Annotated in this window: 23 protein-coding genes and 1 tRNA gene; 16 read left to right on the top strand and 8 right to left on the bottom strand. The window is 42.8% G+C overall.

What is annotated here, in order from left to right; genetic code table 11:
• Positions 1-138: 138 nt before the first annotated feature.
• Positions 139-2268 (top strand): ribonuclease R, encoded by a 2130-nt coding sequence (rnr, locus tag C5745_RS04085; protein ID WP_105715709.1) that lies wholly within the window; start codon positions 139-141, stop codon positions 2266-2268.
• A gap of 80 nt (positions 2269-2348) precedes the next feature.
• Here rnr and C5745_RS04080 read toward each other — a convergent pair whose 3' ends face one another.
• Positions 2349-2813: a hypothetical protein gene (locus C5745_RS04080; RefSeq protein ID WP_133166285.1), complete on the bottom strand. Its 465-nt coding sequence runs from the start codon at positions 2811-2813 to the stop codon at positions 2349-2351.
• A 169-nt stretch (positions 2814-2982) separates the two neighbouring features.
• Complete coding sequence (locus C5745_RS04075; RefSeq protein WP_105715707.1) at positions 2983-3462, bottom strand: GNAT family N-acetyltransferase; 480 nt, start codon at positions 3460-3462, stop codon at positions 2983-2985.
• A 106-nt stretch (positions 3463-3568) separates the two neighbouring features.
• On the opposite strand from C5745_RS04075, the gene C5745_RS04070 reads away from it, so the two are divergent.
• The 5 genes from C5745_RS04070 (at position 3569) to rpsJ (ending at position 7768) form a co-directional block, all read left to right on the top strand.
• Positions 3569-4168: an NAD(P)H-dependent oxidoreductase gene (locus tag C5745_RS04070; protein WP_105715706.1), complete on the top strand. Its 600-nt coding sequence runs from the start codon at positions 3569-3571 to the stop codon at positions 4166-4168.
• A gap of 109 nt (positions 4169-4277) precedes the next feature.
• Positions 4278-4685, top strand: coding sequence for a 30S ribosomal protein S12 (gene rpsL, locus C5745_RS04065; protein WP_105715705.1), 408 nt, complete (start codon positions 4278-4280; stop codon positions 4683-4685).
• 19 nt (positions 4686-4704) lie between these two features.
• The gene (gene rpsG, locus C5745_RS04060; RefSeq protein ID WP_105715704.1) at positions 4705-5172 is read left to right on the top strand and encodes a 30S ribosomal protein S7; all 468 of its coding nucleotides are present in this window, start codon (positions 4705-4707) and stop codon (positions 5170-5172) included.
• A 102-nt stretch (positions 5173-5274) separates the two neighbouring features.
• Positions 5275-7398 carry an elongation factor G gene (gene fusA / locus C5745_RS04055; RefSeq protein ID WP_105715703.1) on the top strand — a complete coding sequence of 708 codons (2124 nt, stop codon included), beginning with the start codon at positions 5275-5277 and terminating at the stop codon, positions 7396-7398.
• 64 nt (positions 7399-7462) lie between these two features.
• Positions 7463-7768: a 30S ribosomal protein S10 gene (gene rpsJ, locus C5745_RS04050; protein ID WP_002993539.1), complete on the top strand. Its 306-nt coding sequence runs from the start codon at positions 7463-7465 to the stop codon at positions 7766-7768.
• Positions 7769-7842: 74 nt separating this feature from the next.
• On the opposite strand, the gene C5745_RS04045 is transcribed toward rpsJ, so the two are convergent.
• On the bottom strand, positions 7843-8469 hold the full coding sequence (locus C5745_RS04045; RefSeq protein WP_105715702.1) for a porin family protein: 627 nt from the start codon (positions 8467-8469) through the stop codon (positions 7843-7845).
• A gap of 196 nt (positions 8470-8665) precedes the next feature.
• Between C5745_RS04045 and C5745_RS04035 the strand changes: the two genes are divergently transcribed.
• Together C5745_RS04035 and C5745_RS04030 are read left to right on the top strand one after the other, a co-directional pair.
• Positions 8666-8736 (top strand) — tRNA-Cys (locus C5745_RS04035).
• Between the two features lie 28 nt (positions 8737-8764).
• On the top strand, positions 8765-8944 hold the full coding sequence (locus C5745_RS04030) for a spore protein (RefSeq protein ID WP_105715700.1): 180 nt from the start codon (positions 8765-8767) through the stop codon (positions 8942-8944).
• 64 nt (positions 8945-9008) lie between these two features.
• Here C5745_RS04030 and C5745_RS04025 read toward each other — a convergent pair whose 3' ends face one another.
• Together C5745_RS04025 and surE are read right to left on the bottom strand one after the other, a co-directional pair.
• Positions 9009-10028 carry an aldo/keto reductase gene (locus C5745_RS04025; RefSeq protein WP_105715699.1) on the bottom strand — a complete coding sequence of 340 codons (1020 nt, stop codon included), beginning with the start codon at positions 10026-10028 and terminating at the stop codon, positions 9009-9011.
• A gap of 75 nt (positions 10029-10103) precedes the next feature.
• Positions 10104-10835 carry a 5'/3'-nucleotidase SurE gene (gene surE, locus C5745_RS04020; protein ID WP_105715698.1) on the bottom strand — a complete coding sequence of 244 codons (732 nt, stop codon included), beginning with the start codon at positions 10833-10835 and terminating at the stop codon, positions 10104-10106.
• A gap of 76 nt (positions 10836-10911) precedes the next feature.
• On the opposite strand from surE, the gene C5745_RS04015 reads away from it, so the two are divergent.
• From C5745_RS04015 to C5745_RS03995, 5 genes are all read left to right on the top strand, one after another.
• Positions 10912-11811 carry a diacylglycerol/lipid kinase family protein gene (locus tag C5745_RS04015; RefSeq protein WP_165793013.1) on the top strand — a complete coding sequence of 300 codons (900 nt, stop codon included), beginning with the start codon at positions 10912-10914 and terminating at the stop codon, positions 11809-11811.
• A gap of 23 nt (positions 11812-11834) precedes the next feature.
• The gene (locus tag C5745_RS04010; protein WP_105715696.1) at positions 11835-12092 is read left to right on the top strand and encodes a SemiSWEET transporter; all 258 of its coding nucleotides are present in this window, start codon (positions 11835-11837) and stop codon (positions 12090-12092) included.
• A 164-nt stretch (positions 12093-12256) separates the two neighbouring features.
• Positions 12257-12559, top strand: a complete 303-nt coding sequence (locus C5745_RS04005; protein ID WP_105715695.1) for a hypothetical protein — start codon at positions 12257-12259, stop codon at positions 12557-12559.
• Positions 12560-12597: 38 nt separating this feature from the next.
• Positions 12598-13203 (top strand): hypothetical protein, encoded by a 606-nt coding sequence (locus C5745_RS04000; protein WP_105715694.1) that lies wholly within the window; start codon positions 12598-12600, stop codon positions 13201-13203.
• 20 nt (positions 13204-13223) lie between these two features.
• Positions 13224-14291: an AI-2E family transporter gene (locus C5745_RS03995; RefSeq protein ID WP_105715693.1), complete on the top strand. Its 1068-nt coding sequence runs from the start codon at positions 13224-13226 to the stop codon at positions 14289-14291.
• On the opposite strand, the gene C5745_RS03990 is transcribed toward C5745_RS03995, so the two are convergent.
• Entirely contained in the window at positions 14268-15800 is a 1533-nt protein-coding gene (locus C5745_RS03990; RefSeq protein ID WP_105715692.1) for an FAD-dependent oxidoreductase, read from the bottom strand. The two genes, C5745_RS03995 and C5745_RS03990, sit on opposite strands and share 24 nt — an antisense overlap.
• A 253-nt stretch (positions 15801-16053) precedes the next feature.
• On the opposite strand from C5745_RS03990, the gene C5745_RS03985 reads away from it, so the two are divergent.
• From C5745_RS03985 to C5745_RS03975, 3 genes are all read left to right on the top strand, one after another.
• Entirely contained in the window at positions 16054-16614 is a 561-nt protein-coding gene (locus tag C5745_RS03985; RefSeq protein WP_105715691.1) for a type 1 glutamine amidotransferase domain-containing protein, read from the top strand.
• A 105-nt stretch (positions 16615-16719) separates the two neighbouring features.
• The gene (locus tag C5745_RS03980) at positions 16720-17469 is read left to right on the top strand and encodes a 5'-nucleotidase C-terminal domain-containing protein (protein ID WP_105715690.1); all 750 of its coding nucleotides are present in this window, start codon (positions 16720-16722) and stop codon (positions 17467-17469) included.
• The gene (locus C5745_RS03975) at positions 17444-18433 is read left to right on the top strand and encodes a bifunctional metallophosphatase/5'-nucleotidase (protein ID WP_105715689.1); all 990 of its coding nucleotides are present in this window, start codon (positions 17444-17446) and stop codon (positions 18431-18433) included. Before C5745_RS03980 ends, C5745_RS03975 begins: the two co-directional genes overlap by 26 nt.
• A gap of 101 nt (positions 18434-18534) precedes the next feature.
• On the opposite strand, the gene C5745_RS03970 is transcribed toward C5745_RS03975, so the two are convergent.
• On the bottom strand, positions 18535-21969 hold the full coding sequence (locus C5745_RS03970; RefSeq protein WP_105715688.1) for a TonB-dependent receptor: 3435 nt from the start codon (positions 21967-21969) through the stop codon (positions 18535-18537).
• 204 nt (positions 21970-22173) lie between these two features.
• A complete protein-coding gene (recN, locus tag C5745_RS03965) occupies positions 22174-23835 on the bottom strand; it encodes a DNA repair protein RecN (protein ID WP_105715687.1) in 1662 nt (553 codons plus the stop codon).
• Positions 23836-24173 lie beyond the last annotated feature (338 nt).

Raw genomic sequence — 24173 nt, 5'->3', positions numbered from 1 at the left:
ACATAAAGAACATTTTTTATGTATCTTAGTTTATATAAAGAGCATATCGCTATAATACGCTTGCGCACTTTTATAGTATCCCTCTCCTATCGATGGATGCTATAAAAGAGCGAAGCATCAAGCAATAATTTTAAACACATGAAACAAAAAAAAGAGAACGCCTACAGAGAAGTACTGACTCATCTTATCGTTGACATATTCGAAAAATCAAATAATACGCCACTCAATTACAAACAGGTAGCTGCGAAACTTAACCTTAGCGAAAGCGACTCAAAAAATGCAATCGCCGAGATTCTTTCTGACGAATCGAAATCCGGCAAATTCCTGCAAGTGGAGCGGGGCAAATTTAAGTTGCGCCAGTTGAATGTCTACATCCAAGGAAAGGTCGACATGACAGCCGATGGCTCGGCTTATGTCGTCCCGGAGGATGAACTTGAAAGTGACATTCATATCGCGCCTCGCAAGCTGCGGCAGGCATTACACAATGACATCGTAAAGGTGCACGTTTACGAACGACGAAAAGGCCGGAAGCGAGAGGGCGAAGTAGTGGAGATTATCCAACGGGCAAAAACAGATTTTACTGGAACGATAGACATCTCCAAATCGTATGCATTTTTTCTACCAGACGACCGAAAGATGATCCACGATATATTCATCCCGCTAGACAATCTAGACGGCGCGCAACACGGAGAAAAAGTTGTTGTCTCGATTGTAGAATGGCCGAAGAATGCCAAAAATCCAATCGGTAGGGTGAAAAATATCCTAGGTAAGAAAGGCGAGAATGACACGGAGATGAACGCCATTCTCGCGGACTTTGGCTTCCCACTGTCTTTTCCGCCTCAAGTTGAGGCCGAAGCGAACGCTATCTCAGAGCAAATATCCGATGACGAAATAAAGAAAAGACGTGATTTTCGCGATATCCTCACGTTCACGATAGATCCTTTCGATGCAAAAGACTTTGACGATGCAATCTCTTTCCAAACATTGGATAATGGAAATTACGAAGTCGGCGTCCATATCGCTGACGTTTCTCACTACGTGCAACCAGATTCCCTTTTAGATAAAGAAGCTTTTGAACGGGGCACATCCGTATACCTGGTTGATCGGGTGATCCCAATGCTTCCCGAACGTCTGTCAAACGGCGTATGTTCGTTGCGCCCGCATGAGGACAAATTATGTTTCTCCGCTGTATTCGAAATGGACGACAAAGCAAATGTATTAAACCAGTGGTTTGGACGCACCGTTATCAATTCTAATCGTCGTTTTAGTTACGAGGAAGCACAAGAGGTTATTGAGACCCAAAGCGGAGATCATGCAGCCGAAATCCTAAAACTAAATCAACTCGCCTATATTCTGCGAGAACGCAAATTTAAGAACGGTGCAATCAGCTTCGAAAGTGAGGAGGTTAAATTCCACCTTGATGAAAAAGGAAAACCCTTGGGCGTCTATACTAAAGTGCGGAAAGATGCACATAAGCTTATCGAGGATTTCATGCTTCTAGCCAACCGCAAGGTTGCCGAGTACATCGGTAAGCAAGGTAGAGGTAAAAATAAGCTAACGTTTGTGTATCGATTCCATGATACGCCCAACTTGGAAACGTTGACCACTTTTTCCCAGTTTGCTTTACGATTTGGACACAAGCTCACTATTAAAACAGATAAAGAGGCTGCGCGATCGCTAAATGCACTTTTGACAAAGATCGAAGGCACGAAGGAGCAAAACATGTTAACGACACTCGCCATCCGATCGATGGCAAAAGCTATTTACACAACCAAAAGTACCAGCCACTATGGACTCGCTTTTGATTATTACACGCATTTCACCTCGCCTATCCGTCGCTATCCGGACGTGATGGTACATCGTTTGTTGCAATTTTATCTGGATGGTGGAAAGAAAATTAACGCGGAGCATTACGAAAAAATGACGGAGCATTCCTCTCAAATGGAAAAAAAGGCTGCTGAAGCAGAACGCGCCTCCATTAAGTACAAACAGGCCGAGTACTTGGAAGACCAAATCGGCGTAGAATATACAGGCATCGTATCGGGTGTCACCGAGTGGGGCATGTACGTGGAAATTCAAGAAAACAAATGTGAAGGTATGGTACGCTTACGCGACATCACTGACGATTTCTATACACTTGATGAGAAAAACTATGCCATCATCGGTCAACGGAAGAAAAAGAAATATCAGCTTGGTGACGAAGTACGTATCAAAGTTAAGAAAGTAGATTTGGAAAAGAGGCAAATTGATTTTACGCTCATGTCGTAGTAAGCGCCAGCAATGACATTTTCTATATATAGGGCGCACCCCCTTAATGTGCGCCCTAAGAACCATCACTTCGCTTTTTCTTAAAGCGGTAAATCAGCCATGAATTGCACATTTAACCGGCCAAGATTGACCCCAACCATAAACCGTGGCATCACGTGATCAAATACCCATGCACTATTCCTACGATAAATATACCCCCTGCGGTAAGGATCATAATAAGTGCGATACTCCGGAAAATATACGTAGTCCGGACGATGATGAAAACGCTCACCGTAATACCAATTATCATGGTCGCGATATTGCTTGCGCTGATTCTTGACATATTTACGGTATTCCTTTTCCCGTTTCTCGTAATATTTATGATAAGCCTTATCTTGCTTCTTCGCATATTTACGAGCGTCTTTCTGTCGCTTCTCGATGTACTTCACGTACTCTTTCCGTTCCTTTCGAAAGTTTTTTCCGTTCCCTCGCCCTTGAGCAAAGGTGTCGGTTAAGGTTACTGTGCTAAAAAACAGTACAAAGGCAATTATTGTAAACTTTTTCATGGTTTCTCCTTTCTTTTTGTTCAACCTGCTGTCGCATATATCTATCTTTAAGACAGTCCAGAAGCGATCAGGGTTTAATTACCCGTCACTTTTTTGGCTCGTGCCAAGTGTAGCACTTGAAAACGTCCAGAACCCTAGCTTTATATGGAGCATGGCCATGTCCTAATGACTACCTACGGAAAATAAGCTTTTCTGTAGAGACTCCGCCTTCCTCGCCAACAAAATAACTTTCGAAGCCAAATTTTTCTAAAAGTCGTCTTGACGCAATATTATCAGGATCTATAATCCCAATCACGTCTTTATAGGGGGCTATCTTTTCAGCCTGTCCCAAAAGCGCTTCACAAATTTTCGTACCAAAACCTCTTTTCCAAAATGTTTGTTGAAGCAGGTATCCGATCTCTAATACAGCACCGTCATATTTATATCTTACCAGCTTGCAGTCTCCGATAAACCCAGCGGCGTCATCAAGAACCTTAAAATATCCTAGCAAATCATCTTCTTCATTAATCTGCATGATCGATGCAAATTTTTCTCTCGCTTGTTCTTCCGACATCCCCTTTCCAGTGATGTACTTCATAACATGATCGTCCGCAACTAAGATACAGTACTCGTGAAAATCTTCCCATTTATATTTTACAAGCTGAAGCATTAAACAAAGTTATATAGAAATTACATTATTTGAACATATCGTATCTGCATCCAAAAGACGAAATAATTAGTTTTGCTAAAAATAACAATTAACAACACTCCAAAGTATGCATTTTTTAGACATCGCTAAAAATAGGTATAGCACGAAGCAATACAACCCGAATGAAAAACTATCAGAAGATGTTGTTCAACAGCTAAAAGAAATCCTGCGATTATGCCCCTCCTCTATCAACAGTCAACCGTGGAAATTCATAATCATCGCGGACACGCAAATAAAAAGTGAACTAGCGTCGATATCGTATCACAATTTGGAAAAAATCAATCAAGCAAGCCATTTGGTCGTATTCAATGTGATTGATAGCGTAGAAAAGTTTGAAAATGAAAACCTATGTAAATTACCTGAAGGCGCCGTAAATTATTATAATCAACATGTAAGACCACTAGGTGAAGCGGGTATAAAAAACTGGATGCAGCATCAAGTTTATCTTTCGTTAGGGTTTTTCCTCGCCGCGTGCGCCAGCATGGGTATTGATTCGACACCCATGGAAGGCATCCAACCGGACGAATACAACAAGGTGTTACGGCACAATGGATATACAGCACTATTTGCTGTGGCTATCGGTCGTAGAGACGTCGCTGATTTTAACCAACCTACCGTTAAACCCAAACTCCGTCGTGCGTTAGAAGATGTAGTAGATGCTATTTAATATATTTCTAAAATTTACACACGTAACTGTTTATTATTCAAAAGGGAATCGCTATCTTTGCAGACTTAAAAATTAATTTTAAACGAATTAAAAAAACAAAAACAGGTAAATGCCTACTATTCAACAATTAGTTAGAAAAGGTAGAGTAGCTCTGGTAGACAAGAGTAAGTCTCCAGCGTTGGACTCATGTCCACAGCGAAGAGGTGTGTGTACACGTGTATACACTACTACCCCTAAAAAACCAAACTCAGCAATGCGTAAAGTAGCTCGTGTACGTCTTACCAATGGTAAAGAGGTGAACGCCTATATCCCTGGTGAAGGACACAACTTACAAGAGCACTCTATCGTGTTAATCCGTGGAGGTCGTGTAAAAGACTTACCAGGTGTTCGTTACCACATCATTCGTGGTGCATTGGACACTTCTGGTGTTAACGGTCGTAACCAACGTCGTTCTAAATACGGAACTAAGCGTCCTAAACCAGGACAAGCTGCAGCTCCGGCAAAAGGTAAGAAATAATTAAACGGAGGGAAAGAAAATGAGAAAATCAAAACCAAAAAAGAGAATCATTTTACCTGATCCAAAGTTTAACGACGTTCAGGTAACACGTTTCGTAAACAACATGATGGTAGACGGTAAAAAATCTATCGCTTATTCCATCTTTTACGATGCAGTAGAAATAGTAGAACAAAAAACACAAGAGAGCGGTCTAGAGACCTGGAAAAAAGCGTTGAATAACGTAATGCCTGCTGTAGAAGTTAAATCTCGCCGTGTTGGTGGTGCTAACTTCCAGGTTCCGATGGAAGTACGTCCAGAGCGTAAAATTGCTTTGGGTATGAAATGGTTAATCTCCTACTCTCGTAAACGCGGTGAAAAAACGATGCGTGAAAAACTAGCGGGAGAAATCATCTCCGCTTCTAAAGGTGAAGGTGCTGCTGTGAAGAAGAAAGAAGATACGCATAAAATGGCGGAAGCAAACAAAGCGTTCTCACACTTCAGATTTTAATATCATGAAATTGATTACACAGCTATAAAGGATTACACAGATGGATATAATTGAAATCTGTGTAATCCTTTTTTGATCTGTGTAATTTCATTTAAAAACAAAATGGCAAAAGATTTAAGTTTAGTAAGAAACATCGGTATCGCTGCTCACATTGATGCCGGTAAAACAACAACAACAGAGCGTATTCTATTCTACTCTGGTGTTAACCACAAAATCGGAGAAGTGCACGAAGGTGCCTCTACGATGGACTGGATGGCGCAAGAAGCTGAGCGTGGTATCACGATTACTTCTGCTGCAACTACGGTCTTCTGGAACTACCGCGACAAGAAGTACCAAGTAAACGTTATTGACACCCCTGGTCACGTTGACTTTACTGTCGAGGTAAACCGGTCATTACGTGTATTGGACGGGTTAGTATTCTTGTTTTCCGCAGTTGATGGCGTCGAGCCTCAGTCAGAAACAAACTGGCGTCTAGCTGATGGATACAAAGTACCTCGTATCGGTTTCGTTAATAAAATGGACCGTTCCGGTGCTGATTTCTTGAAAGTTGTAAAACAGGTAAAAGAAATGTTGGGTTCTGAGGCGGTTGCATTGCAATTGCCAATCGGTGCCGAAGACGATTTCAAAGGTGTGGTTGACTTGATCAACAACCGCGGTATTGTTTGGAACACAGAAGATAAAGGTATGACCTTTACCGAAGTACCTATTCCAGACGATATGGCAGACGAGGTAGCAGAGTATCGCGAGAAATTATTAGAAGCTGTTGCTTCTTATGACGAGTCGTTGATGGAGAAGTTCTTTGATGATCCGAATTCATTGACGGAGCGCGAAATCCTTAACGCTCTACGTAGTGCTGTACTAGACAATGCTATCGTACCAATGGTGTGTGGCTCATCTTTCAAAAACAAGGGTGTACAGACAATGCTCAATTTGGTAATGGAATTATTGCCTTCGCCATTGGATGTGGAAGCCGTTAAAGGTACCGACCCACGTAACGGAGAGGAAATTTCCCGCAAACCTTCTGAAGCAGAACCTTTCGCTGCATTAGGATTTAAAATTGCTACCGATCCATTCGTAGGCCGTCTATGTTTTGTTCGTGCTTACTCTGGTACATTAGATGCTGGTTCTTATGTTTTGAACACCCGTTCTGGCAACAAAGAGCGTATCTCGCGTATCTTCCAAATGCACGCGAACAAACAAAATCCTATTGAGAAAATCGGCGCTGGTGATATCGGTGCGGTAGTTGGTTTTAAAGATATCAAAACCGGTGATACCCTTTGTGACGAAAAGAACCCTATCGTTTTAGAGTCTATGGTATTCCCTGAGCCCGTTATCGGTTTGGCGATCGAACCTAAAACACAGGCTGATGTCGATAAATTAGGTATTGCGTTGGGAAAACTAGCAGAAGAAGATCCTACATTCGTTGTTAAATCGGATGATGAGACAGGTCAAACCGTTATCTCTGGTATGGGTGAGCTTCACTTGGACATTTTGATCGACCGTTTAAAGCGCGAATTCAAGGTGGAAGTTAACCAAGGTGCTCCACAAGTAGCTTACAAAGAGTCTATCAACGGAACGACAGAACACCGCGAAGTGTACAAAAAACAATCTGGTGGTCGCGGTAAATTTGCAGACATTAAAGTAGTGGTTTCACCTGCTGATGAAGATTTTGACCCGACTAAATCGCCGCTTCAGTTCGTCAATGAAATCGTAGGTGGTTCTATTCCAAAAGAATACATCCCTTCGGTACAGAAAGGATTTGAAGTCTCTATGAACAATGGTGTATTAGCAGGTTATCCACTTTCGGGCATGAAGGTTCGGTTGATCGATGGTTCGTTCCACGCGGTTGACTCTGACTCTTTATCATTCGAATTAGCTGCTAAGATGGCATACCGTAATGCATTACCTAAATGTTCTCCTGTTTTGATGGAGCCTATCATGAAGGTAGAAGTCTTGACTCCAGAAGAAAACATGGGTGACGTAATGGGCGATTTAAACCGTCGTCGTGGTCAAATGCAAGGTTTGGACTCACGCGGTAGCGCACAAGTTATCAAAGCACACGTTCCGCTTTCAGAGATGTTCGGTTATGTAACGCAGTTACGTACGATTACTTCTGGCCGTGCAACTTCTACTATGGAGTTTGATCACTATGCAGAAGCACCTCGTAACGTACAGGACGATGTAATCGCTAAATCTAAAGGTAAGATCAAAGCTATCGAAGATTAATTATAATTTACCGACTGCTGGTTGTGAATAGCTCTAATCAGCAGTCATATTTAAACAAATAAAAATGAGCCAAAGAATCAGAATTAAATTGAAATCTTACGATTACAACTTGGTAGACAAGTCGGCTGAGAAAATCGTAAAAACGGTAAAACCTACAGGTGCAGTTGTCAGTGGTCCTATCCCATTGCCTACAGAGAAAAAGATCTATACGGTTTTGCGTTCACCACACGTTAACAAGAAAGCACGTGAGCAATTCCAATTGTGTGCTTATAAAAGATTATTGGACATCTACTCGTCCAACTCTAAAACCGTTGATGCGTTGATGAAACTTGAACTACCTTCGGGTGTTGAAGTGGAAATCAAAGTGTGATGTGATAGAGATTTCAAAATAAAAATAGGCTGCCCCTTTGGACAGCCTATTTTTATTTTCTCGTTTCTTTTCTCTTAAAACTGAAAGCCGACACCGAAGGACCAAACTCGATTCGACACGTTATTATCTGCATTTGGCACTAATTGCGTCAAACCAAGGTTATATCCTGCGTTGATGAGCAGACCATTATACAGCTTATACCCCGCCATAAAATTTGCACCTGCATCGATAACATTCATGTCTTTATTATCACCAGAGAAATTCAAATCCCATTCAGTCGTTCCATTATAATCGCCCAAATTTCCTTTTAGTTTTTCTTTTCCGCTGACGTTAAATCCTATATACGGACCCGCACCCAAAAACACACTCCCTGTTCCAGCTGGAATCCAATACACGGCATTTACTGGGACTTCTATCGACATAACATTTCGAGAGAACTCAGCTCCCGCAATACCGTCATAATCTTCGTAAAACCTTGTTCCTTTACCTTGCAAGGATACTCCCGGTTGAATCGAAAAATTAGGTGCTACCGGAAGGTCTGCGAAACCCGTAACGTGAAATGACGTGTTGTTCTTTTGATCATCACCAAAGTTACTATATTTACCTAAGTTAACACCGGCTTTCAAACCCCAAGACGTTTGGGCTTGCGCGCCTGCAGCCAATAAAAATGCTGCTCCTAATGAAAGTAAAATCTTTTTCATACTCTTTTAATTTTGTTTTTACAGATAGTTATACACAATATTCAGACCAAAAAAGAAAGCAGAAATCCATACAACTATATAGAACTACATATCAGCTATTTACACAGTCACCACGTTGGTTTTTTATTTTTAATTTTCAATTTATTGGATATATCAAAAGTAAACTTTATTTTTGCATTCCCTTGAACGGGAAAAGGGTCGGATGGCCGAGTGGCTAGGCTGAGGTCTGCAAAACCTCCTACAGCGGTTCGAATCCGCTTCCGACCTCGCTTTTAAAGATAAAAAAAATTGAACCATGGGAGTTACACGTTTAAAAAGAAAAGATAGAAGAAATAAAACTACTTCACGTGTGGAAGTACAGTTTTTAAAATTAGGTCGCAATGTGGAATTAGGCTCAAGAAGTCAAATGCCGAAGCATAGCCAAATCACGAAGAATAACGCTATTTTGGATAAATTAGCGGCAGAAGCGAAATAATAATCGCTTTTAATTTATAGCAAAACAAGAAGGAGAATGCACTAACATTCTCCTTCTTGTTTTGCTATATAAGCTCTTCTTCTCGCATAACGCGCCAGAAATCAGCAGGGATTTCTTTTGTCGCCATTGCGGCATTGATTCGAACTTTTTCTGCTTTCGTAGTATTAAGCGCTACGCTGCCAACACCGGCGATATTAAAGCCAAAGTTAAAACACGCTTCCGCAGGCAGTATATTAAATCTACTACACAACGCCCAAAACTTATCCCGCCAAGCATATAGCGATTTCCCCTCTTCGCTATTTTTATCAACAAGTTTATAGTTGTAATAATCGCTTCCCACTAAAAAGCCCCCATTAAATACCGCAGAGTTAATGACAGCGACCCCTCTTCTTCCCAATGCTTTTATGAAATCAATAAGCTCTTTCGGATGATCATGTACCGTTAGGCTATTTGCTATCATCACCCAATCCAACATAACATCATTCGCGATACGTTGGATAACCTTCCAATTCTTAGCTCCTACCCCGATGCCGGCAACTTTCCCTTCCGCTTTCAGATCCGCAAGGGCGCGATAGGCATCTAGAACATCTTGATAACGTTCCTCTTCTTCCTCCTGAGACTGCGCTTTAGCTAAATATTCGTCCGGATCATGCACTGAAACCAGCTGCGCTGTGTAGTCGCCCAGCAATGCATTTCCTTGATGAAAGCACGATAAGATACCATCATAACTTATTTGCTGTACCGCATCGTTTTTAAGGCCCTTCCATACGCCGGGTTCAAATGTCGGTTCCGCTGTGGTCAACGGCACTTGGTACCAACCCAGCTTATTGCTAATCAGCACATCGGAAGGTGCGACGCCCAACCGACTTAAACTCTTCCCTATTGATTCCAAGGAGAGGCCAGCACCGTATTTACCCGCTGTGTCAAAAACCGCTTTCCCTGGAGCGTATTTTACGCACTCCCTAACAATAGCTACCTTTTCGTCGAATGGCAGTTCTACGTATAAATTGCCTAATCCACTTGTTCCGAATACTACAGGAGGCAACCGATTACTTAAATTTAGACTTTTATTGCTGTTTTCCATTTAATGCTCTTTCTTGATCGATCGAATGGATGCAATAATATATATAATTGCTGTAAAATCAATTATTTTTTCGTCCTATGTTAAAGAAGGAGATTTTTCTTTGAGTTTTTTTTCATCTGTTAAGTCCAAGCGTAACGGCGTGATCGAAACCATATTATTCTCTATCGCCCAACGGTCGGTGCCTTTCTCCGCGGGATCCAGTGGGCTCACTGTAAACCAATAGTGTTTTCTGCCTAGGGGATCGGTTCCCGGAATAATCGTACCGTCATATAGCCGGACGGACTGCCTGGTCCATACAATATCCGTGGGGTCCGCAGGAAAATTAACGTTATACAGTGCAAGTTCACTGTTTGCCAGCAAAAGTTCTAGTGTCTTCGCTACATATGTCTCGAGGTGTTCAAAATCGGGCTCATCCCGTCCGACGGGGGTGCTGAGTGCAATTCCCTTAACACCAAACAATACGGCTTGTTTCGCTGCCGCCAGTGTCCCAGAATGCCACATGGAATTTCCTAAATTGGGCCCCATATTAATCCCAGATAGAACTACGTCCACATTTTTCCAAAGATGCATCCCCATCGCTACGCAATCGGCAGGCGTTCCATTTACGCGGTGAGCTTCTATATCCGGGAACTCAATAGGGGATTTTTTATAACCTAATGGTCTGGAATGTGTGACCGCATGCCCCATAGAAGATTGCTCTACATCCGGCGCAACGACGCGCACTTCTCCAAAGTTCTTTGCTACTTTCGCCAAGGCGGAAATTCCCGGGCTATATATACCATCATCATTTGTCACTAAAATTCTCATAATATTTTCGCTGTTTATTTTCTTAGGTTAACAACAATTGAGTACCTCAAAATGTTCTCCTATTAAAATGGCATATATGAAGCAAGTAATCTTATTACATAATCCTAAGGCCGGCGACGAAGATCACTTTAAGTCCGATCTGATGAGAGCTATCGAGAAGGAGGGCTATCGTTGCACCTATTATTTGATCAAAAAAGATGAGCGGTGGAAGGACCAAATTGACGAGGCAGATATTGTCGTCGTAGCCGGGGGCGACGGTACGGTGCGCAAAGTCGTTAAAGAACTCTTCGAAAAGGGCATTGCGAAAAGAAAGGCGACCTTGGCGTTACTGCCAATGGGGACTGCAAACAATTTATCTAAAACATTATTACTTAACAAAGAAACCAGTTTCGAAAATCATGTGAACGCTTGGAAAAACGGCGAATATCAACGGTTTGATATGGGCACCATCGCATATGACGGAAATGCTGATTTTTTTCTTGAAGGTGCCGGGTACGGCATATTTCCGTCCCTCATCCAAACAATGGATAAAATCGACCTCAGTCAATTAGAAACGACGGACGATCAGTTAAAGTTAGCGTTGGAGAACTTGTATAAAATTATACAAACAGCAGAGGCACATCTTTACACTATTCGCGCAGATGACAAAACCTATGAGGATAGGTACTTGTTATTGGAGGTGATGAATATCCCCTCAATCGGCCCCAACCTTACACTGGCCCCTGCAGCGCAAATAGACGATGGCTATTTGGATCTGGTTACAATTTCCGAGAAAGAACGGGAGGCGTTCGCACTACATGTCAAAAAGATCACTAAGGGGGAAGCAACATCTTTTGATTTTCAGACAATCCGGGCGAAAAGGTTTGAGATTCGGTCGACTAATAAAACTATCCATATCGACGACAAATGCGTATCCACATCCAATGGTTCCCTCACTATAGAGGTGCGAGAGCATATACTTGATTTTCTTAGTTAAGTTCGCGCATCTAATAAAGAGATATGGAAACTATAATTGGAATTGCGGCCGGAATACTGACCTCTATTTCGATGTTGCCCCAATTGATTAAGGTTATAAAGGAAAAAGACGTCGAAAACCTGTCCCCTTATATGATCGCTATTTTGCTCACAGGCGTATCTCTATGGGTCGTTTACGGAGTTATGCTTCTCGAATGGCCTATTATTTTATCCAACGCCTTCTCTGTCCTCGTTAATGCTACCTTATTGGCTTGTTATGTTCTATTTAGAGAGAGTAGATAAGATCTCTTGGGAGGGTCGGGTGCAATCTCCCTAAACATAAAAGCAAGTCGACTGTTCATTAGTAAATAAACAACACGTGCGAGATATAGATAAAAATAAATAAACTGATGAAAGCAAGATATAGAATTAAGTTTGGAAAACGCAGGTTTATAATAGCGACCATTATGAATACTCCGAAAGACACAGATGATGAATTTGGCGACGCAGCAGGCCAAGAAATTAATAAAGACCCTATTATTGGCGGTGCGGATGATGTGTACCGCGAGAAACCCACGGATGACCTCCGGGATTCTGACCTAGTGGACGCAGAACCTCTCCAAGAGGAAGCCGATCGTGTAGCGAATGGCGGTGAACAAGCAGATGGGAGTTACGAAACAGAAGGATCGCCTGCGCCCGCTGATTCCGAAGAGGAAAACATAGATATCAGCAATCTGGAGGATAACGATGATATTACAAATAACAAGTAGTAGCCAACGTTTTAAAACAGTATTTAAAATATAAGCTTATGGAAAAGAATATTCCGAAACAAGTCGAGGGTAAGTCCCTAGACTGTTTCAAAACCGTTGAACTCCCTTCCCGAGAAGAAGCCACTAGATTTTTTGAGCGTATACGATCCAGGTTATTGAACGTGAATCGTTGGAACGAAATAACAAAGGCGCCTTCGGCCACTTTTACCATTACGGATAAATCTGGTAATCCGATCGAGCGCCCCGTCCAAAAAGCCGATTACATTCGAATAGACATTCCGGGTCCGGGACTCCCTTCGGCAAAAGGCTATGACTGGGTACGCGTAGAAGATATTACGGAAACTGCGGATGTCGAAGGCGCTAGTATTCTTTTGACGTTAAGGCCCTGCCCCGACCCAACACAAGATAATACCGATACCGCACACTTCTTTACATTGTTGGCGACTTCCTCTTTTCTTGTGGAACAAAAAGGCGGCCATATTTCTTTACACTACGCCGGACGCAATGAAATAGTCAATACGGACAATACCTCTATACTGGACAACTTACGTAATTTTATGGTAGGCCTAGGCGCAAAAATGGGCGCGTCATTTCCTCAATGGAAAGCATTAACCGAGGGACTCGGCGACATTGACAATTACTAATAATAGATCGGTCGAAGCTCATGGGGAAATCAATTTCTAGCGTATTACAATTAACGTTCACCTTTGTATTAATCGTTATAATCTTGTATTATGGCAAGGGCATATTGGCTCCACTAGCCATCGCCTGCATCTTCGCTATGTTATTCGTTGGTCCTTCCACCAGAATGGAGAAGAAAGGTTTGCCGCGATGGGCAAGTGCACTGACCATGGTAAGTATCCTTGTACTATGTCTTGTGGGACTCGGCTTCCTTTTGAGTTGGCAATTCCAAAATTTCGCAGAGCAAATTAGTTCGCTGAAACAAAACCTGTCGCAGGTGGTTACAAATTTACAACACTGGATACAGGAAAGGTTAGACATCGATCCTGCTAAACAGCAAGCTATCGCAGAAGAGCAGATGAAAGGAGAGTCTACAAACGGTTCGACGGTCCAGCAGCTTGCATCTGGAATTTTCAGTCTGCTGGTTGACGTCATCTTGGTATTGGTTTATACCTTCCTATTACTCTTTTACCGTGCTCGGCTGAAAATTTTTCTGCTCCAAATAATCCCATCCAAAGATCGGGGGCAAACCGTTGAAATCGTTGATTCGGCAAGCAAAGTGGCTGCCAATTACATGACAGGACTTGCGAAAATGATCGTGGTATTATGGATCCTGTACGGGGTGGGATTCACGGCTATCGGCGTAGAGAATGCACTGTTTTTTGCCGTGATATGCGGCATACTAGAGTTAGTTCCATTCATAGGGAATTTAACCGGCACGGCGGTAACGGTATTGGGCGTGACTGCTCAAGGAGGCGAGACGGATATGATCTTAGGTGTTGTACTGATATATGGTTTCGTTCAATTTGTTCAAACGTATTTCTTGGAAACCCTTATCGTGGGAAATGAGGTTAATATCAATCCGCTGTTTACCATCTTCAGTTTGGTAGCAGCAGAAGCGGTATGGGGTATACCGGGTATGATCCTAGCAATCCCCATTACCGGTATGATAAGGATTATATGCGACCGTATTCCCAACCTACAACCTTACGGCTATTTAATAGGGAGCGATAAAAAAGCTAAAAGATCACTTTGGAGGCGTAAGAAGTAGCTGGCTCAGCGGCGCAACTGAGGGGCCGTTCAGCAGCCTTCCGTCTGGGGCATATCGTGCCCCGTGGCACGGACAGTCCCAGCTCCGTTCTGTGTTATTCCATTTTACAATACATGCCGCATGACGGCATACCGGATCTACGGCAAACAGTTCACCTTGCTCATCTTTGAACAATCCAACTCTTTTCCCTTTGTAATTCAAAATCTTTCCTTCACCGCGGCTTAACGTTGCCAGCTCGTCTATTTCTTCCAGAAAAAAGCGGTCTTTTACAAAATGCTTTGCTACATCGAGGTTTTCTACAAGCAGGTCACTAATCGCTGAAAACGGCCCCAGACGACCCGGCGAATAAATATCCTGAAAATCCGTTTGCCCGTGTACGACGAGCTCTGCCATCATGACACCACCTAACGTCCCGAAAATAATTCCATTTCCGCCATAGCCTGTAGATAACAACTCTCTGTGGTGGCGCTTTCCCGGGTAATAGCCGATAAACGGCAGCTTGTCCTGACTTTCGTAATATTGAGACGACCATTCATATATCTTCTTATTTACGACATAGAGGCTTCTAATATATGCCTCCAGCTCGCGAAAATTGTTTGTCTCGTTATCATGGTGTGCTGTTTTATGATCCTGTCCCCCAACTAGAAGATAAGACCTGCTCTCCTGCTTCACGGTTCTGAAATAATGGAAAGGTTCCTGCATATCATAAACCAACGCTTCCGGGCAATCTATCTCGCGCTCCAACTCCCACACCTGTATATAACTTCGATAGGGTGCCAGACGGAAGTTCATTACCTGTACACCAGGCGGCGTATGCGTAGCGTACAAAACGAAATCCGCAGAAAGAACATGGCCATTATCGGTTTTCACCTGAAGCACATCGTTTACCTTTTCTACATGCTGTACGACGGTTCTTTCTCTGATTTCCCCACCTATACCGATATATGCACTTACAAGCCCAGCAAGATATTTTGTGGGGTGGAACTTAGCCTGTTCTTCGAATTCGATAGCATACACGAACGAAGCCGGAACCGGGATGCTGTCCACTTCAGAACAGGGAATTCCAACCTGAGCCAATGCGTCTTTTATTGCTATGAGCATTTGTTTCTCTTCCTCATTCTGTGCATACATCACGCCCGAACAAGGAGCAAAGTCACATTCAATCTTATAGCGTTCTTTATTTTCCTTGATAATCGATATGGCCTTTCGTGTGGATTCAACCACAGTGCGTGCTGCTTCTAAACCATGCTGTTCAATAATATCCGTATAGGGCGTATCAAGTACCGTATTAATGTGTGCGGATGTACCTCCCGTGGTACCGAATCCTACTGTATTTGCGTCCATGACTACACAACCCTTACCGGCTTCTCTGAGTTTTAATGCAGCTGTAAGTCCCGTAATCCCTGCGCCTACAACAATTACTTCGACGTGCTCCCTAATCGGCGATTTGGGCAGTTCAGGAAACGTCGTCTCCTGCCAAATACTCTTGTTTATTCCATCTCTTTGCATATCATCTTATTCGTTTATTTATGTGTAAGGTGAGTTTATCCTTTTTGATAGAATGCGCAAAAGGGCGTCCTTGTTTCCACTGGATTAGAAAACACGTAGAATTACGTCTTCTTACGTAGTTTTCGTCTTTTAGAATGATGACGATGTGTTGAGCGATAAAACAGTCGAGTATTTTTAAATTTTTAGAACTAGATAATGCTTTGGTTGTTATCTGATTGAACAATGTCTTATTAAAATTAAAAGGGTAAGTGCTATGGGAAAACTAAATGGAAAAAGAATCGCCATATTAACAGAAGATGGCTTTGAACAAGTTGAGCTAACGAGTCCAAAGGACGCTTTGAAAAATGAGGGCGCACAGGTGGATATTGTATCTCCACGAGAAAAAGTTGTACGTTCGAAAAAAGGCGATGACTGGGCTGACGAGTATTCGGTTGATATGCCACTAAATCAGGCAAGGGTCGATGACTATGATGGATTGCTGATTCCTGGAGGCGTAATCAATCCAGATAAATTGCGGACCAATAAAAGAGCGCTCTCTTTTGTCCGTGATTTCTTCCAAGCCGGAAAGCCTGTTGCTGCCATCTGCCATGGGCCTCAGGTACTAATCGATGCGGAGGTGGTCGAGGGCCGTAAACTCACTTCAGTTGCCGCAATAAAGAGGGATTTAATCAATGCAAAGGCACACTGGGAAGACAGCCAAGTAGTGACTGATCAAGGATTAGTAACCAGTCGTACACCGGATGACCTTCCTGCTTTTAACCAAAAAATTGTCGAAGAATACGCAGAGGGAAAACATTCGGGACAGCATGTTTAAAATTATGTCAGTGACTATTCTTTAACTAAAATATAACAAAAAGGAGAACGCCAAATGTTCTCTTTTTTGTTATTAATATTTAGCTTTATCGAAAATTCGAACTGTATGAATCGCGCACTATTATGGTGTTTTTTTCTATCTGCCTCGTTATTGCTGTCTTCCTGCAAAACACAACGTTATCACCAAGTAAGTAACGGTCAATATTATCAGGTAGACACGACGATTGTTGCTGACAGCAGCATTTTGGCTTATTACGCGCCTTATAAAGAACAGTTAGAGATGGAGATGAATCGCGTAATCGGTTTCGCTGCACAAGAACTCCCACGCGGACGCGGCGCACAGAGTCTGCTCGGTAACTTTTTCGCAGATGCATTATTATGGAAAGGGAAACAACTCGATCCGGAGGTACACGCAAGCTTTGCAACCAAAGGTGGTATCCGGGCAGATCTCCGTGCTGGCGATATCACTGTAGGCAACATCTTCGAGATTATGCCTTTCGAAAATGCGTTGACCATTCTCACTTTAAGTGGAGGCGATATGCTCCGCTGGGCGGAATATATGGCAACGACCGGGGGCCAGCCCGTGAGCGGCATCCAACTGGTCATCGAAGATAAAAAAGTAAAAGAGCTTTTGATCCAAGGGAAACCGGTCGACCTCGCGGCGACCTACAAACTGGCGACCTACGATTATCTTGCCAATGGCGGGGACTATGTCTCCTGCTTCGACAACCCAATCGCCCGGTCAGACTATCCACAACGTATTCGCGAAACATTGATGGAATACGTTACGTCCCGCACAACACAAGGAAAAAACATTCAAGCACAACTCGATGGAAGAGTCCAAATTATTAGATAGAAGACGTTTTATTAAGCAGTCGTTGGCACTTAGTGCGCTAGCGACACTCGGTGCTTATCCCTTTGACACATTTGCTGGCCTGAAAACGAAACGTTTGACGATTCTCCATACAAATGACGTACACAGCCGCATCGAGCCTTTTCCTATGGACGGCTCGCGTAACCAAGGGTTGGGTGGTGTGGCACGGCGAAGTGCGCTCATTAATAATATACGTCAGGAGGAAAGAAATGTGCTCTTATTGGACGCGGGAGATATGTTTCAGGGCACACCTTATTTCAATATGTTCGGGGGGAAGCTGGAGCTGGAATTGATGTCCAAGCTAGGTTATGACGCAGGCACCGTCGGCAATCATGAGTTTGACAACGGGATAGAAGGACTCGCCAAGCACCTTGATAAAGCTAATTTCCCTCTTTTAGCGGCAAACTATGACTTTACTGGAACGGCCATGGAAGGCCGGACAAAAGACTATATCATCTTAAAAAAAGGCGGTATTCGCATTGGGCTTACGGGCGTCGGTATTGATGTATCGGGCCTAGTCGATCCAAGCGCACATGCCGGCATGACTTACTTAGATCCTATTCCAGTAGTGAACCATATCGCTGAAATGCTGAAAACAGACAAAAAATGTGATTTGGTTATCTGTTTGTCCCACTTAGGCTATAAATATGAAGACGACAAGGTGGATGATATAAAACTTGCAGCTGCTTGCCGGAATGTGGATATTATCTTAGGTGGGCATACACACACATTTCTGAATGAACCTACCCGTGTGCCCGATCTGGATGGTAACGAGGTTTGGATAAACCAAGTTGGTTTTGCAGGCATACGCCTAGGACGGCTCGATGTTATTTTCAATAAAGCCACCGGAGAGAAAAAGGTAGTGGCGCAACACTATCCAATCGATAAAAGGCTGGATAGTCTTACTTCGTTTTCCGATTTTACTACTTCAGATCGGATTTCGTAGAGGCTTCGGAACCTGCCCCCTAGCGTTATTATCCATGCTTGACAAAAAAAAGAGAGCCGTGACTGTAGTCGCGGCTCTCTGTATTAATGCTTCAATGTTATCTAAAAGATATATCTAACACCCAGCTGCATTTGCCATGTAGTTCCTAAAGTGCTTGCATTCTGAAACGGAGCAGAAGTAGGAAGTTCTCGATCGACATTATTCATTCTAAAAGTAGGAACACCGTCAGCACCAATACTACCTACACTACCTAGTAATTGTTGAGCAGTATTTAGGTTCTCCTGAACCCCCCAAGATTTATTCAACAAATTTCCTAAGTTAACCACATCCATACTTAATTGCAACGTGTGCTTACGTGGTCCGATATTGGTGAAAATGTCTTGAAGAACACGTACATCAAAACGATTCAACCAAGGGCGCAAAAAACCATTTCGCGGAAGATATTCCCCACGGTATTTTTCCAAACCATTGTTACCAACGAACTGATCAAACGCTTGCAATTGTTCAGCCGAAGTAAACGTTTTAGATTGTTCCACATTATCATCGTCCATCCAGGTTATAGTGTAATCTTGGAAATTAAGTGACGAGGATTGTTTTGGCAAATAAAGTAGGTCCGCAGTAATACCGTCATTATTTAAATCGTTAGAATAAATATACGAGAACCGACCTTGGTGCGCTCCGTTATAATATACACCGACAGTGGTCGCCAAGGCATTCGCATATTCAATACGATAACTTAGATTTGCGACTAAACGGTGTGGAATAGCAAAGTTCGATTTATATAAGAATTGATCATTAGGACCGTGGATATTGGCCGAAGCACCCCAAGCCGAGCTTGCATTTGAACCACTGTTACTTGTTACCTCACGCGCATCGGAATAGGTATAAAACAAACTTCCGCTAAAACCTCTGTAATTCGGAACGCTCAAACCTAAGGTAGCACTCAAAGAATGTCCTTTGACGTTGGTGTTCGTCAGTACTGTCGCGTTGTTGGCACCGATAGCACTGTTATAGCGACCATCTGCATTAACACCACCTGGGTAAAACGCACGGTTGTCACCGTAATCACCAACAGCGCCAGATGAACCATAATCTAGGGCCGCACCTGAAGGCGTTCTATTTGCTCCAAACTGGAATACCGCATTGATATCCTTCGTATACATAAAGTCACCTGTCAACACGAGTGGCGTATTCGGAATCTGGTAATCTCCACCAATGCTGGTACGCCAAACCATAGGCATTCTAAAATTGTCATCAACTAAGGCAAACGAAGATGGTGCCCCTGACTCAGGCGTAGGAATAAACACATTTTCTGCACCTTGAGGAACGTTATGTAAGTGATAATACTGATCGGGATTAAAACGAACATTACCAATCCATCCCTGTACATCACCGTAGGATCCCGGTTCGACTACATTTTGCAATACACCGGCGTTTGTTGGCATATTCGTCAACCACACAAACGGAACCCGACCGGAGAAGAATCCTGTTCCTCCACGCAACACCAAAGAACGGTCTTTAAAGACATCGTAGTTAATACCTAATCGGGGAGAAACTAACAACCTTGATTTCGGCCATTTGCCAGAGCTGTAATTTTTAGGCATGCCGTTGATGTCCAAAAACTGCAGCTCATCAATCGAAGGATTCGCCGTTAGTTTATTCATATAAATCGGCAACTCTGCACGTATACCATATGTCAACGTTAAGTTGTCAGCTACTGACCACCGGTCTTGTGCATAAAGCGAAGCCAATCCGAAGTTTACTCTAGAATAAGTGTCTTGCCCTTCGTATGGATAGGTCAAGCCAAACATAATTGGGGCAACCTCATTAGCTGTCCCCGTGGACAAGAAGTCTTCAACAGAGTTATAGCGGTAATAAGAAGACCCCATACGGATATAACTATTTCCAAAATTTTGTATTTCGAACGCACCACCAAAAGTAAACGTATGTTTATCCGCCTGTAGCGTTAAGTTATTAATAAAGGAATAGTTATTATTAATAACGTCATTATCATAGGAAAACAATTCGGTACCAAAACTCATGTAATTATTGTGGAAACCCGGTTGCGCATTTTCAGCGATTTGTTTCTCATCTCGGTTATCCAAAAAATCTTGATGACTACCATCCCCAATATCGACAAATGGGAACAAATGGTCGCTTGGTGTAGTCCTCGTATCCTGAATACGTGTATAAGTTGCTAGAAATTGATTATTCCATCTTGAGTTAAAATTGCTATTAAGCTCGGCTGTAATGGAACGCACGACATTTTTTAACCCGTAATTAGCATTTTCAAAGGCGATTGAGTTTTGGCCCACACGGCCGTATGCGTCGAAGTCAGCCCTAGGTCGTGGTCCCGAATTAGCATTCGTTACATTCATGGATTCTCCTATTACTTGATTGTATCGAAGGGCAAGTTTATGTCGGTCACTGATATTCCAATCTAATCGTGCCAAAAACTTAGTACTCGCTTGCTCCGCTTCATTTGCATAACCTTCGTAACGACCTGGATCATACCCCCACTGGTTGATTAAGTGACTCTGGACAGCCTCTAAATCCGCACGTGTTGTTCTCGCTATATTGTTCTCTGGATCGGCTATCCCGTTTTCTGATGCACGCCACAAATTAGCGCCAGACGCATTTCCTCCTGTAGCTATTTCACGTTCCGCATTCACAAAAAGGAACAACTTATCCTTAATGATGGGACCTCCCAAACTAAAACCAAAATTTTGCTTCGCCGCATCCGTTTTCTCTATTGTTACATCACCAATTTTATAACCTTGTAAATTCTGGTTCTGAAGAAAATAATAAGCAGTTCCCTCTATTTTATTTGTACCGCTTTTAGTAACGGCATTGATACCAGCTCCTGTAAAACCAGATTGCGTTACATCAAATGGTGCAATATTTACCGAGATAGCCTCAATCGCATCTAGTGAGATCGGTTGGGAATTTCCGCCGGGGAGAGGATTATCATTCAAACCAAACCCATTATTAAAGTTGGCACCGTCTATCTGCAAATTGTTGTAGCGCGCATCACGACCCGCAAACGAAGTACCGTTGGCTTGTGGGGTTAAACGCATAAACTCCGTGATACTACGGTTTACCTGTGGTAGCTCTTTCAACTGCTTCTGACCAATGCTCGTTGAAGCTCCGGTTCGTTGACTCCTCGTTAGTTGCCCCGTAACAACAACATCATCCAACGTCATCATATTGTCCGCGAACGTAGGATTTAAGACAAAAGGTTGTCCTAGTTGCAAGTAAATATCCTCATAAACCACCGGATCTTGCCCTACATAGGTCACTTCTACGCGGTAAGGGCCACCTATACGCATATTGGCCAAGTTAAATCGACCCGCCTCATTAGCAGAACCTGTGTAAGCAGTTCCAGAAGGTACGTGGGTTGCCTTGATCGTAGCACCGACTGTAGCATGCCCCCTAGACTGAGTCACTACTCCTTGGATACTACTCGTGGTAACTTGGGCATGGATTACCCCATAGCTTGACAGCGCCAAGGCGAAGATGAGTAAAGATTTCTTCATAATCAACTTTTAGTTTGTTGTTTGTTTCAAAATTTAACGTGACAAAGTTATATATATAATATGAGTACTTCAGCCACTTAACACAAACTTAATGTTGCATTAAAGAAATATAACCATTAATTATTCGCTTAACAATAAAAAAATATATCTTTTATTTTGTTTTAATTCAGCATCCTGCAACACGTGTTGCGGCATGAAGATCTATTATCTTTCAAGCAATTCCTTCGCATGCTGTAAAGCCGACACTCCCGGGTTTGCGCCACTGAGCATTTGCGCGACTTCTAGGATACGATTTTCCTTGTTCAACAGCGCGATATCAGTCTTCGTTTTCTCTTCCTGATCTTGCTTGAAGACTTTAAAGTGCGCCTGCCCTTTGGAAGCTATCTGGGGTAAATGCGTGATGGCGAGTACTTGCATGTTGCCAGCTAGACGTTCCATAATCTCCCCTACGTTTAAGGCAACTTCACCAGAAATACCCGTATCGATCTCATCAAATATGATTGTTGGCAATGCAGACGTTTCCGCCACAAGTGATTTAACAGCGAGCATCACACGGGAGAGTTCTCCGCCGGATGCTACACGGTGTATAAGCTGCAACGGTTGCCCTTTATTGGCAGAAAATAGAAACTGGACATCATCCGCACCTGTATTTTTGTATTTATCGACTTCTAGTAAGGAAAGTTCTATCTTTAATTGGGCATTCGGCATGCCTACCTCTGCTAAAACTTCTTGTACATGGCACTCCACATTACTCACCGCCTGCTGTCTAGCATGGTGCAGATGTTCTCCGGTCTGTTTCAAAGCTTGCAAACATTTGGCGACGTCCTCCTCTAAAGCAGCTAATTGTTCGCCTTGATTAGCCACGGCCAGAATTTTTCGTTCTAGTTCATCTCGTAACGTAATGAGTTCTGCCACGGTATCCATCCGATGCTTTTTTTGCAGACTATACAATAGGCTTAGTCGCTCAGTGACTTCTACTAGTCGGCCTTCGTCCATCAATACATCCTGTTCGTTGGCGCTGACCTCGTCCGCTATATCTTTCACTTCAATCCATACACTTTGCAAACGCTTCGCTAGTTCTTCCGCCGGTGGCATGAAACGCTCCACGGATTGGAGCTGTTGCAAAGATTCTTTTAACGAAAAAGTAGCAGAATGTTCACCTTCACCCAGCAGATGGCTAACACGCAACAATGCTCTTTTTATCTCCTCTGCATTTTCCAACTGACTCAACTCCGTTTCCAACTTTTCCTGCTCGTCCTCTGCTAAATTGGCTTGATCTAATTCATCAAACTGAAACTGGTTAAAATCCAATGCGGCGTTTGTACTAGCAATGTCTTCACGCAGACGGTCCAAGGATTCCTGCTGCCGCCTATATTGTGATAAGTTTCGTTTATAATCTTGTAGAATCCCTTGACTTTTTGCCACACTATCCAATACCATCAACTGGAAACGTTCGGTATTCAGTTGTAAAGTAGCGTGCTGCGAATGAATATCGATCAACTGCTCGCCCAACAACCTGAGTATATTTAGGGTCACAGGGGAATCGTTTACAAAAGCACGGGACTTGCCGTCGACTGAAATTTCGCGACGGATAATTGTTTCGGCATCGTAGTCCAGCTCGTTGTCCTGGAAAAAATCTTGCAAGCCATAAGCATCTATCTTGAAAAAACCTTCTATCACACATTTTTGATCATCCCGAAAGAAGTGCTTTCCTTCCGCTCGATTGCCCAATATCAGTCCCAGCGCACCCATTATAATGGATTTACCTGCTCCGGTTTCTCCAGTGATAGTGTTCAACCCGGTGTCAAATTGGATATCCAGGTTTTCAATCAATGCGTAATTCTTGATATAAAGTCTATTTAGCATGGCGTCTCGTTCGTGGTACCAAAGATAATGATTTTGTTTTTTGTTTCTATAAAATGAAATTTTGTGATGTAAAACGAAGGTTTTCTTTATGCAACTTTTTTTAGAAAAAAGTTGCGCAAACCGAACGGAGTGAGTTCATGAACACCAAAGTAAACACTAGTTCATAAAAAGCGTCGCTGCGGATGTTTTACATTTGGGATAGTACTAAGGATGAATGTGTACAGTTGTAAAACATCCGGAGGCGACCTTGAAGGTTAAGGAAGGGATCATGCAATTGTACTATCCCTTCCTTAAACGCTAATGCCGCCTCAAAAATTTTGAAATATGTAGACATATCT

This window comes from Sphingobacterium haloxyli (assembly GCF_002980525.1).
GTDB classification, from domain to species: Bacteria; Bacteroidota; Bacteroidia; order Sphingobacteriales; family Sphingobacteriaceae; genus Sphingobacterium; species Sphingobacterium haloxyli.
The sequence above is the reverse complement of the archived record's forward strand: the minus strand, read 5'-3'. Positions and strand labels throughout refer to the sequence as shown.

What these genes read in the sequence shown, in the direction of transcription:
- rnr (WP_105715709.1), top strand. Translation starts at nt 139, where the DNA reads ATGAAACAAAAAAAAGAGAACGCCTACAGAGAAGTACTGACTCATCTT.
- C5745_RS04080 (WP_133166285.1), bottom strand. Translation starts at nt 2,813, where the DNA reads ATGAAAAAGTTTACAATAATTGCCTTTGTACTGTTTTTTAGCACAGTA.
- C5745_RS04075 (WP_105715707.1), bottom strand. Translation starts at nt 3,462, where the DNA reads ATGCTTCAGCTTGTAAAATATAAATGGGAAGATTTTCACGAGTACTGT.
- C5745_RS04070 (WP_105715706.1), top strand. Translation starts at nt 3,569, where the DNA reads ATGCATTTTTTAGACATCGCTAAAAATAGGTATAGCACGAAGCAATAC.
- rpsL (WP_105715705.1), top strand. Translation starts at nt 4,278, where the DNA reads ATGCCTACTATTCAACAATTAGTTAGAAAAGGTAGAGTAGCTCTGGTA.
- rpsG (WP_105715704.1), top strand. Translation starts at nt 4,705, where the DNA reads ATGAGAAAATCAAAACCAAAAAAGAGAATCATTTTACCTGATCCAAAG.
- fusA (WP_105715703.1), top strand. Translation starts at nt 5,275, where the DNA reads ATGGCAAAAGATTTAAGTTTAGTAAGAAACATCGGTATCGCTGCTCAC.
- rpsJ (WP_002993539.1), top strand. Translation starts at nt 7,463, where the DNA reads ATGAGCCAAAGAATCAGAATTAAATTGAAATCTTACGATTACAACTTG.
- C5745_RS04045 (WP_105715702.1), bottom strand. Translation starts at nt 8,469, where the DNA reads ATGAAAAAGATTTTACTTTCATTAGGAGCAGCATTTTTATTGGCTGCA.
- C5745_RS04030 (WP_105715700.1), top strand. Translation starts at nt 8,765, where the DNA reads ATGGGAGTTACACGTTTAAAAAGAAAAGATAGAAGAAATAAAACTACT.
- C5745_RS04025 (WP_105715699.1), bottom strand. Translation starts at nt 10,028, where the DNA reads ATGGAAAACAGCAATAAAAGTCTAAATTTAAGTAATCGGTTGCCTCCT.
- surE (WP_105715698.1), bottom strand. Translation starts at nt 10,835, where the DNA reads ATGAGAATTTTAGTGACAAATGATGATGGTATATATAGCCCGGGAATT.
- C5745_RS04015 (WP_165793013.1), top strand. Translation starts at nt 10,912, where the DNA reads ATGAAGCAAGTAATCTTATTACATAATCCTAAGGCCGGCGACGAAGAT.
- C5745_RS04010 (WP_105715696.1), top strand. Translation starts at nt 11,835, where the DNA reads ATGGAAACTATAATTGGAATTGCGGCCGGAATACTGACCTCTATTTCG.
- C5745_RS04005 (WP_105715695.1), top strand. Translation starts at nt 12,257, where the DNA reads ATGAATACTCCGAAAGACACAGATGATGAATTTGGCGACGCAGCAGGC.
- C5745_RS04000 (WP_105715694.1), top strand. Translation starts at nt 12,598, where the DNA reads ATGGAAAAGAATATTCCGAAACAAGTCGAGGGTAAGTCCCTAGACTGT.
- C5745_RS03995 (WP_105715693.1), top strand. Translation starts at nt 13,224, where the DNA reads ATGGGGAAATCAATTTCTAGCGTATTACAATTAACGTTCACCTTTGTA.
- C5745_RS03990 (WP_105715692.1), bottom strand. Translation starts at nt 15,800, where the DNA reads ATGCAAAGAGATGGAATAAACAAGAGTATTTGGCAGGAGACGACGTTT.
- C5745_RS03985 (WP_105715691.1), top strand. Translation starts at nt 16,054, where the DNA reads ATGGGAAAACTAAATGGAAAAAGAATCGCCATATTAACAGAAGATGGC.
- C5745_RS03980 (WP_105715690.1), top strand. Translation starts at nt 16,720, where the DNA reads ATGAATCGCGCACTATTATGGTGTTTTTTTCTATCTGCCTCGTTATTG.
- C5745_RS03975 (WP_105715689.1), top strand. Translation starts at nt 17,444, where the DNA reads ATGGAAGAGTCCAAATTATTAGATAGAAGACGTTTTATTAAGCAGTCG.
- C5745_RS03970 (WP_105715688.1), bottom strand. Translation starts at nt 21,969, where the DNA reads ATGAAGAAATCTTTACTCATCTTCGCCTTGGCGCTGTCAAGCTATGGG.
- recN (WP_105715687.1), bottom strand. Translation starts at nt 23,835, where the DNA reads ATGCTAAATAGACTTTATATCAAGAATTACGCATTGATTGAAAACCTG.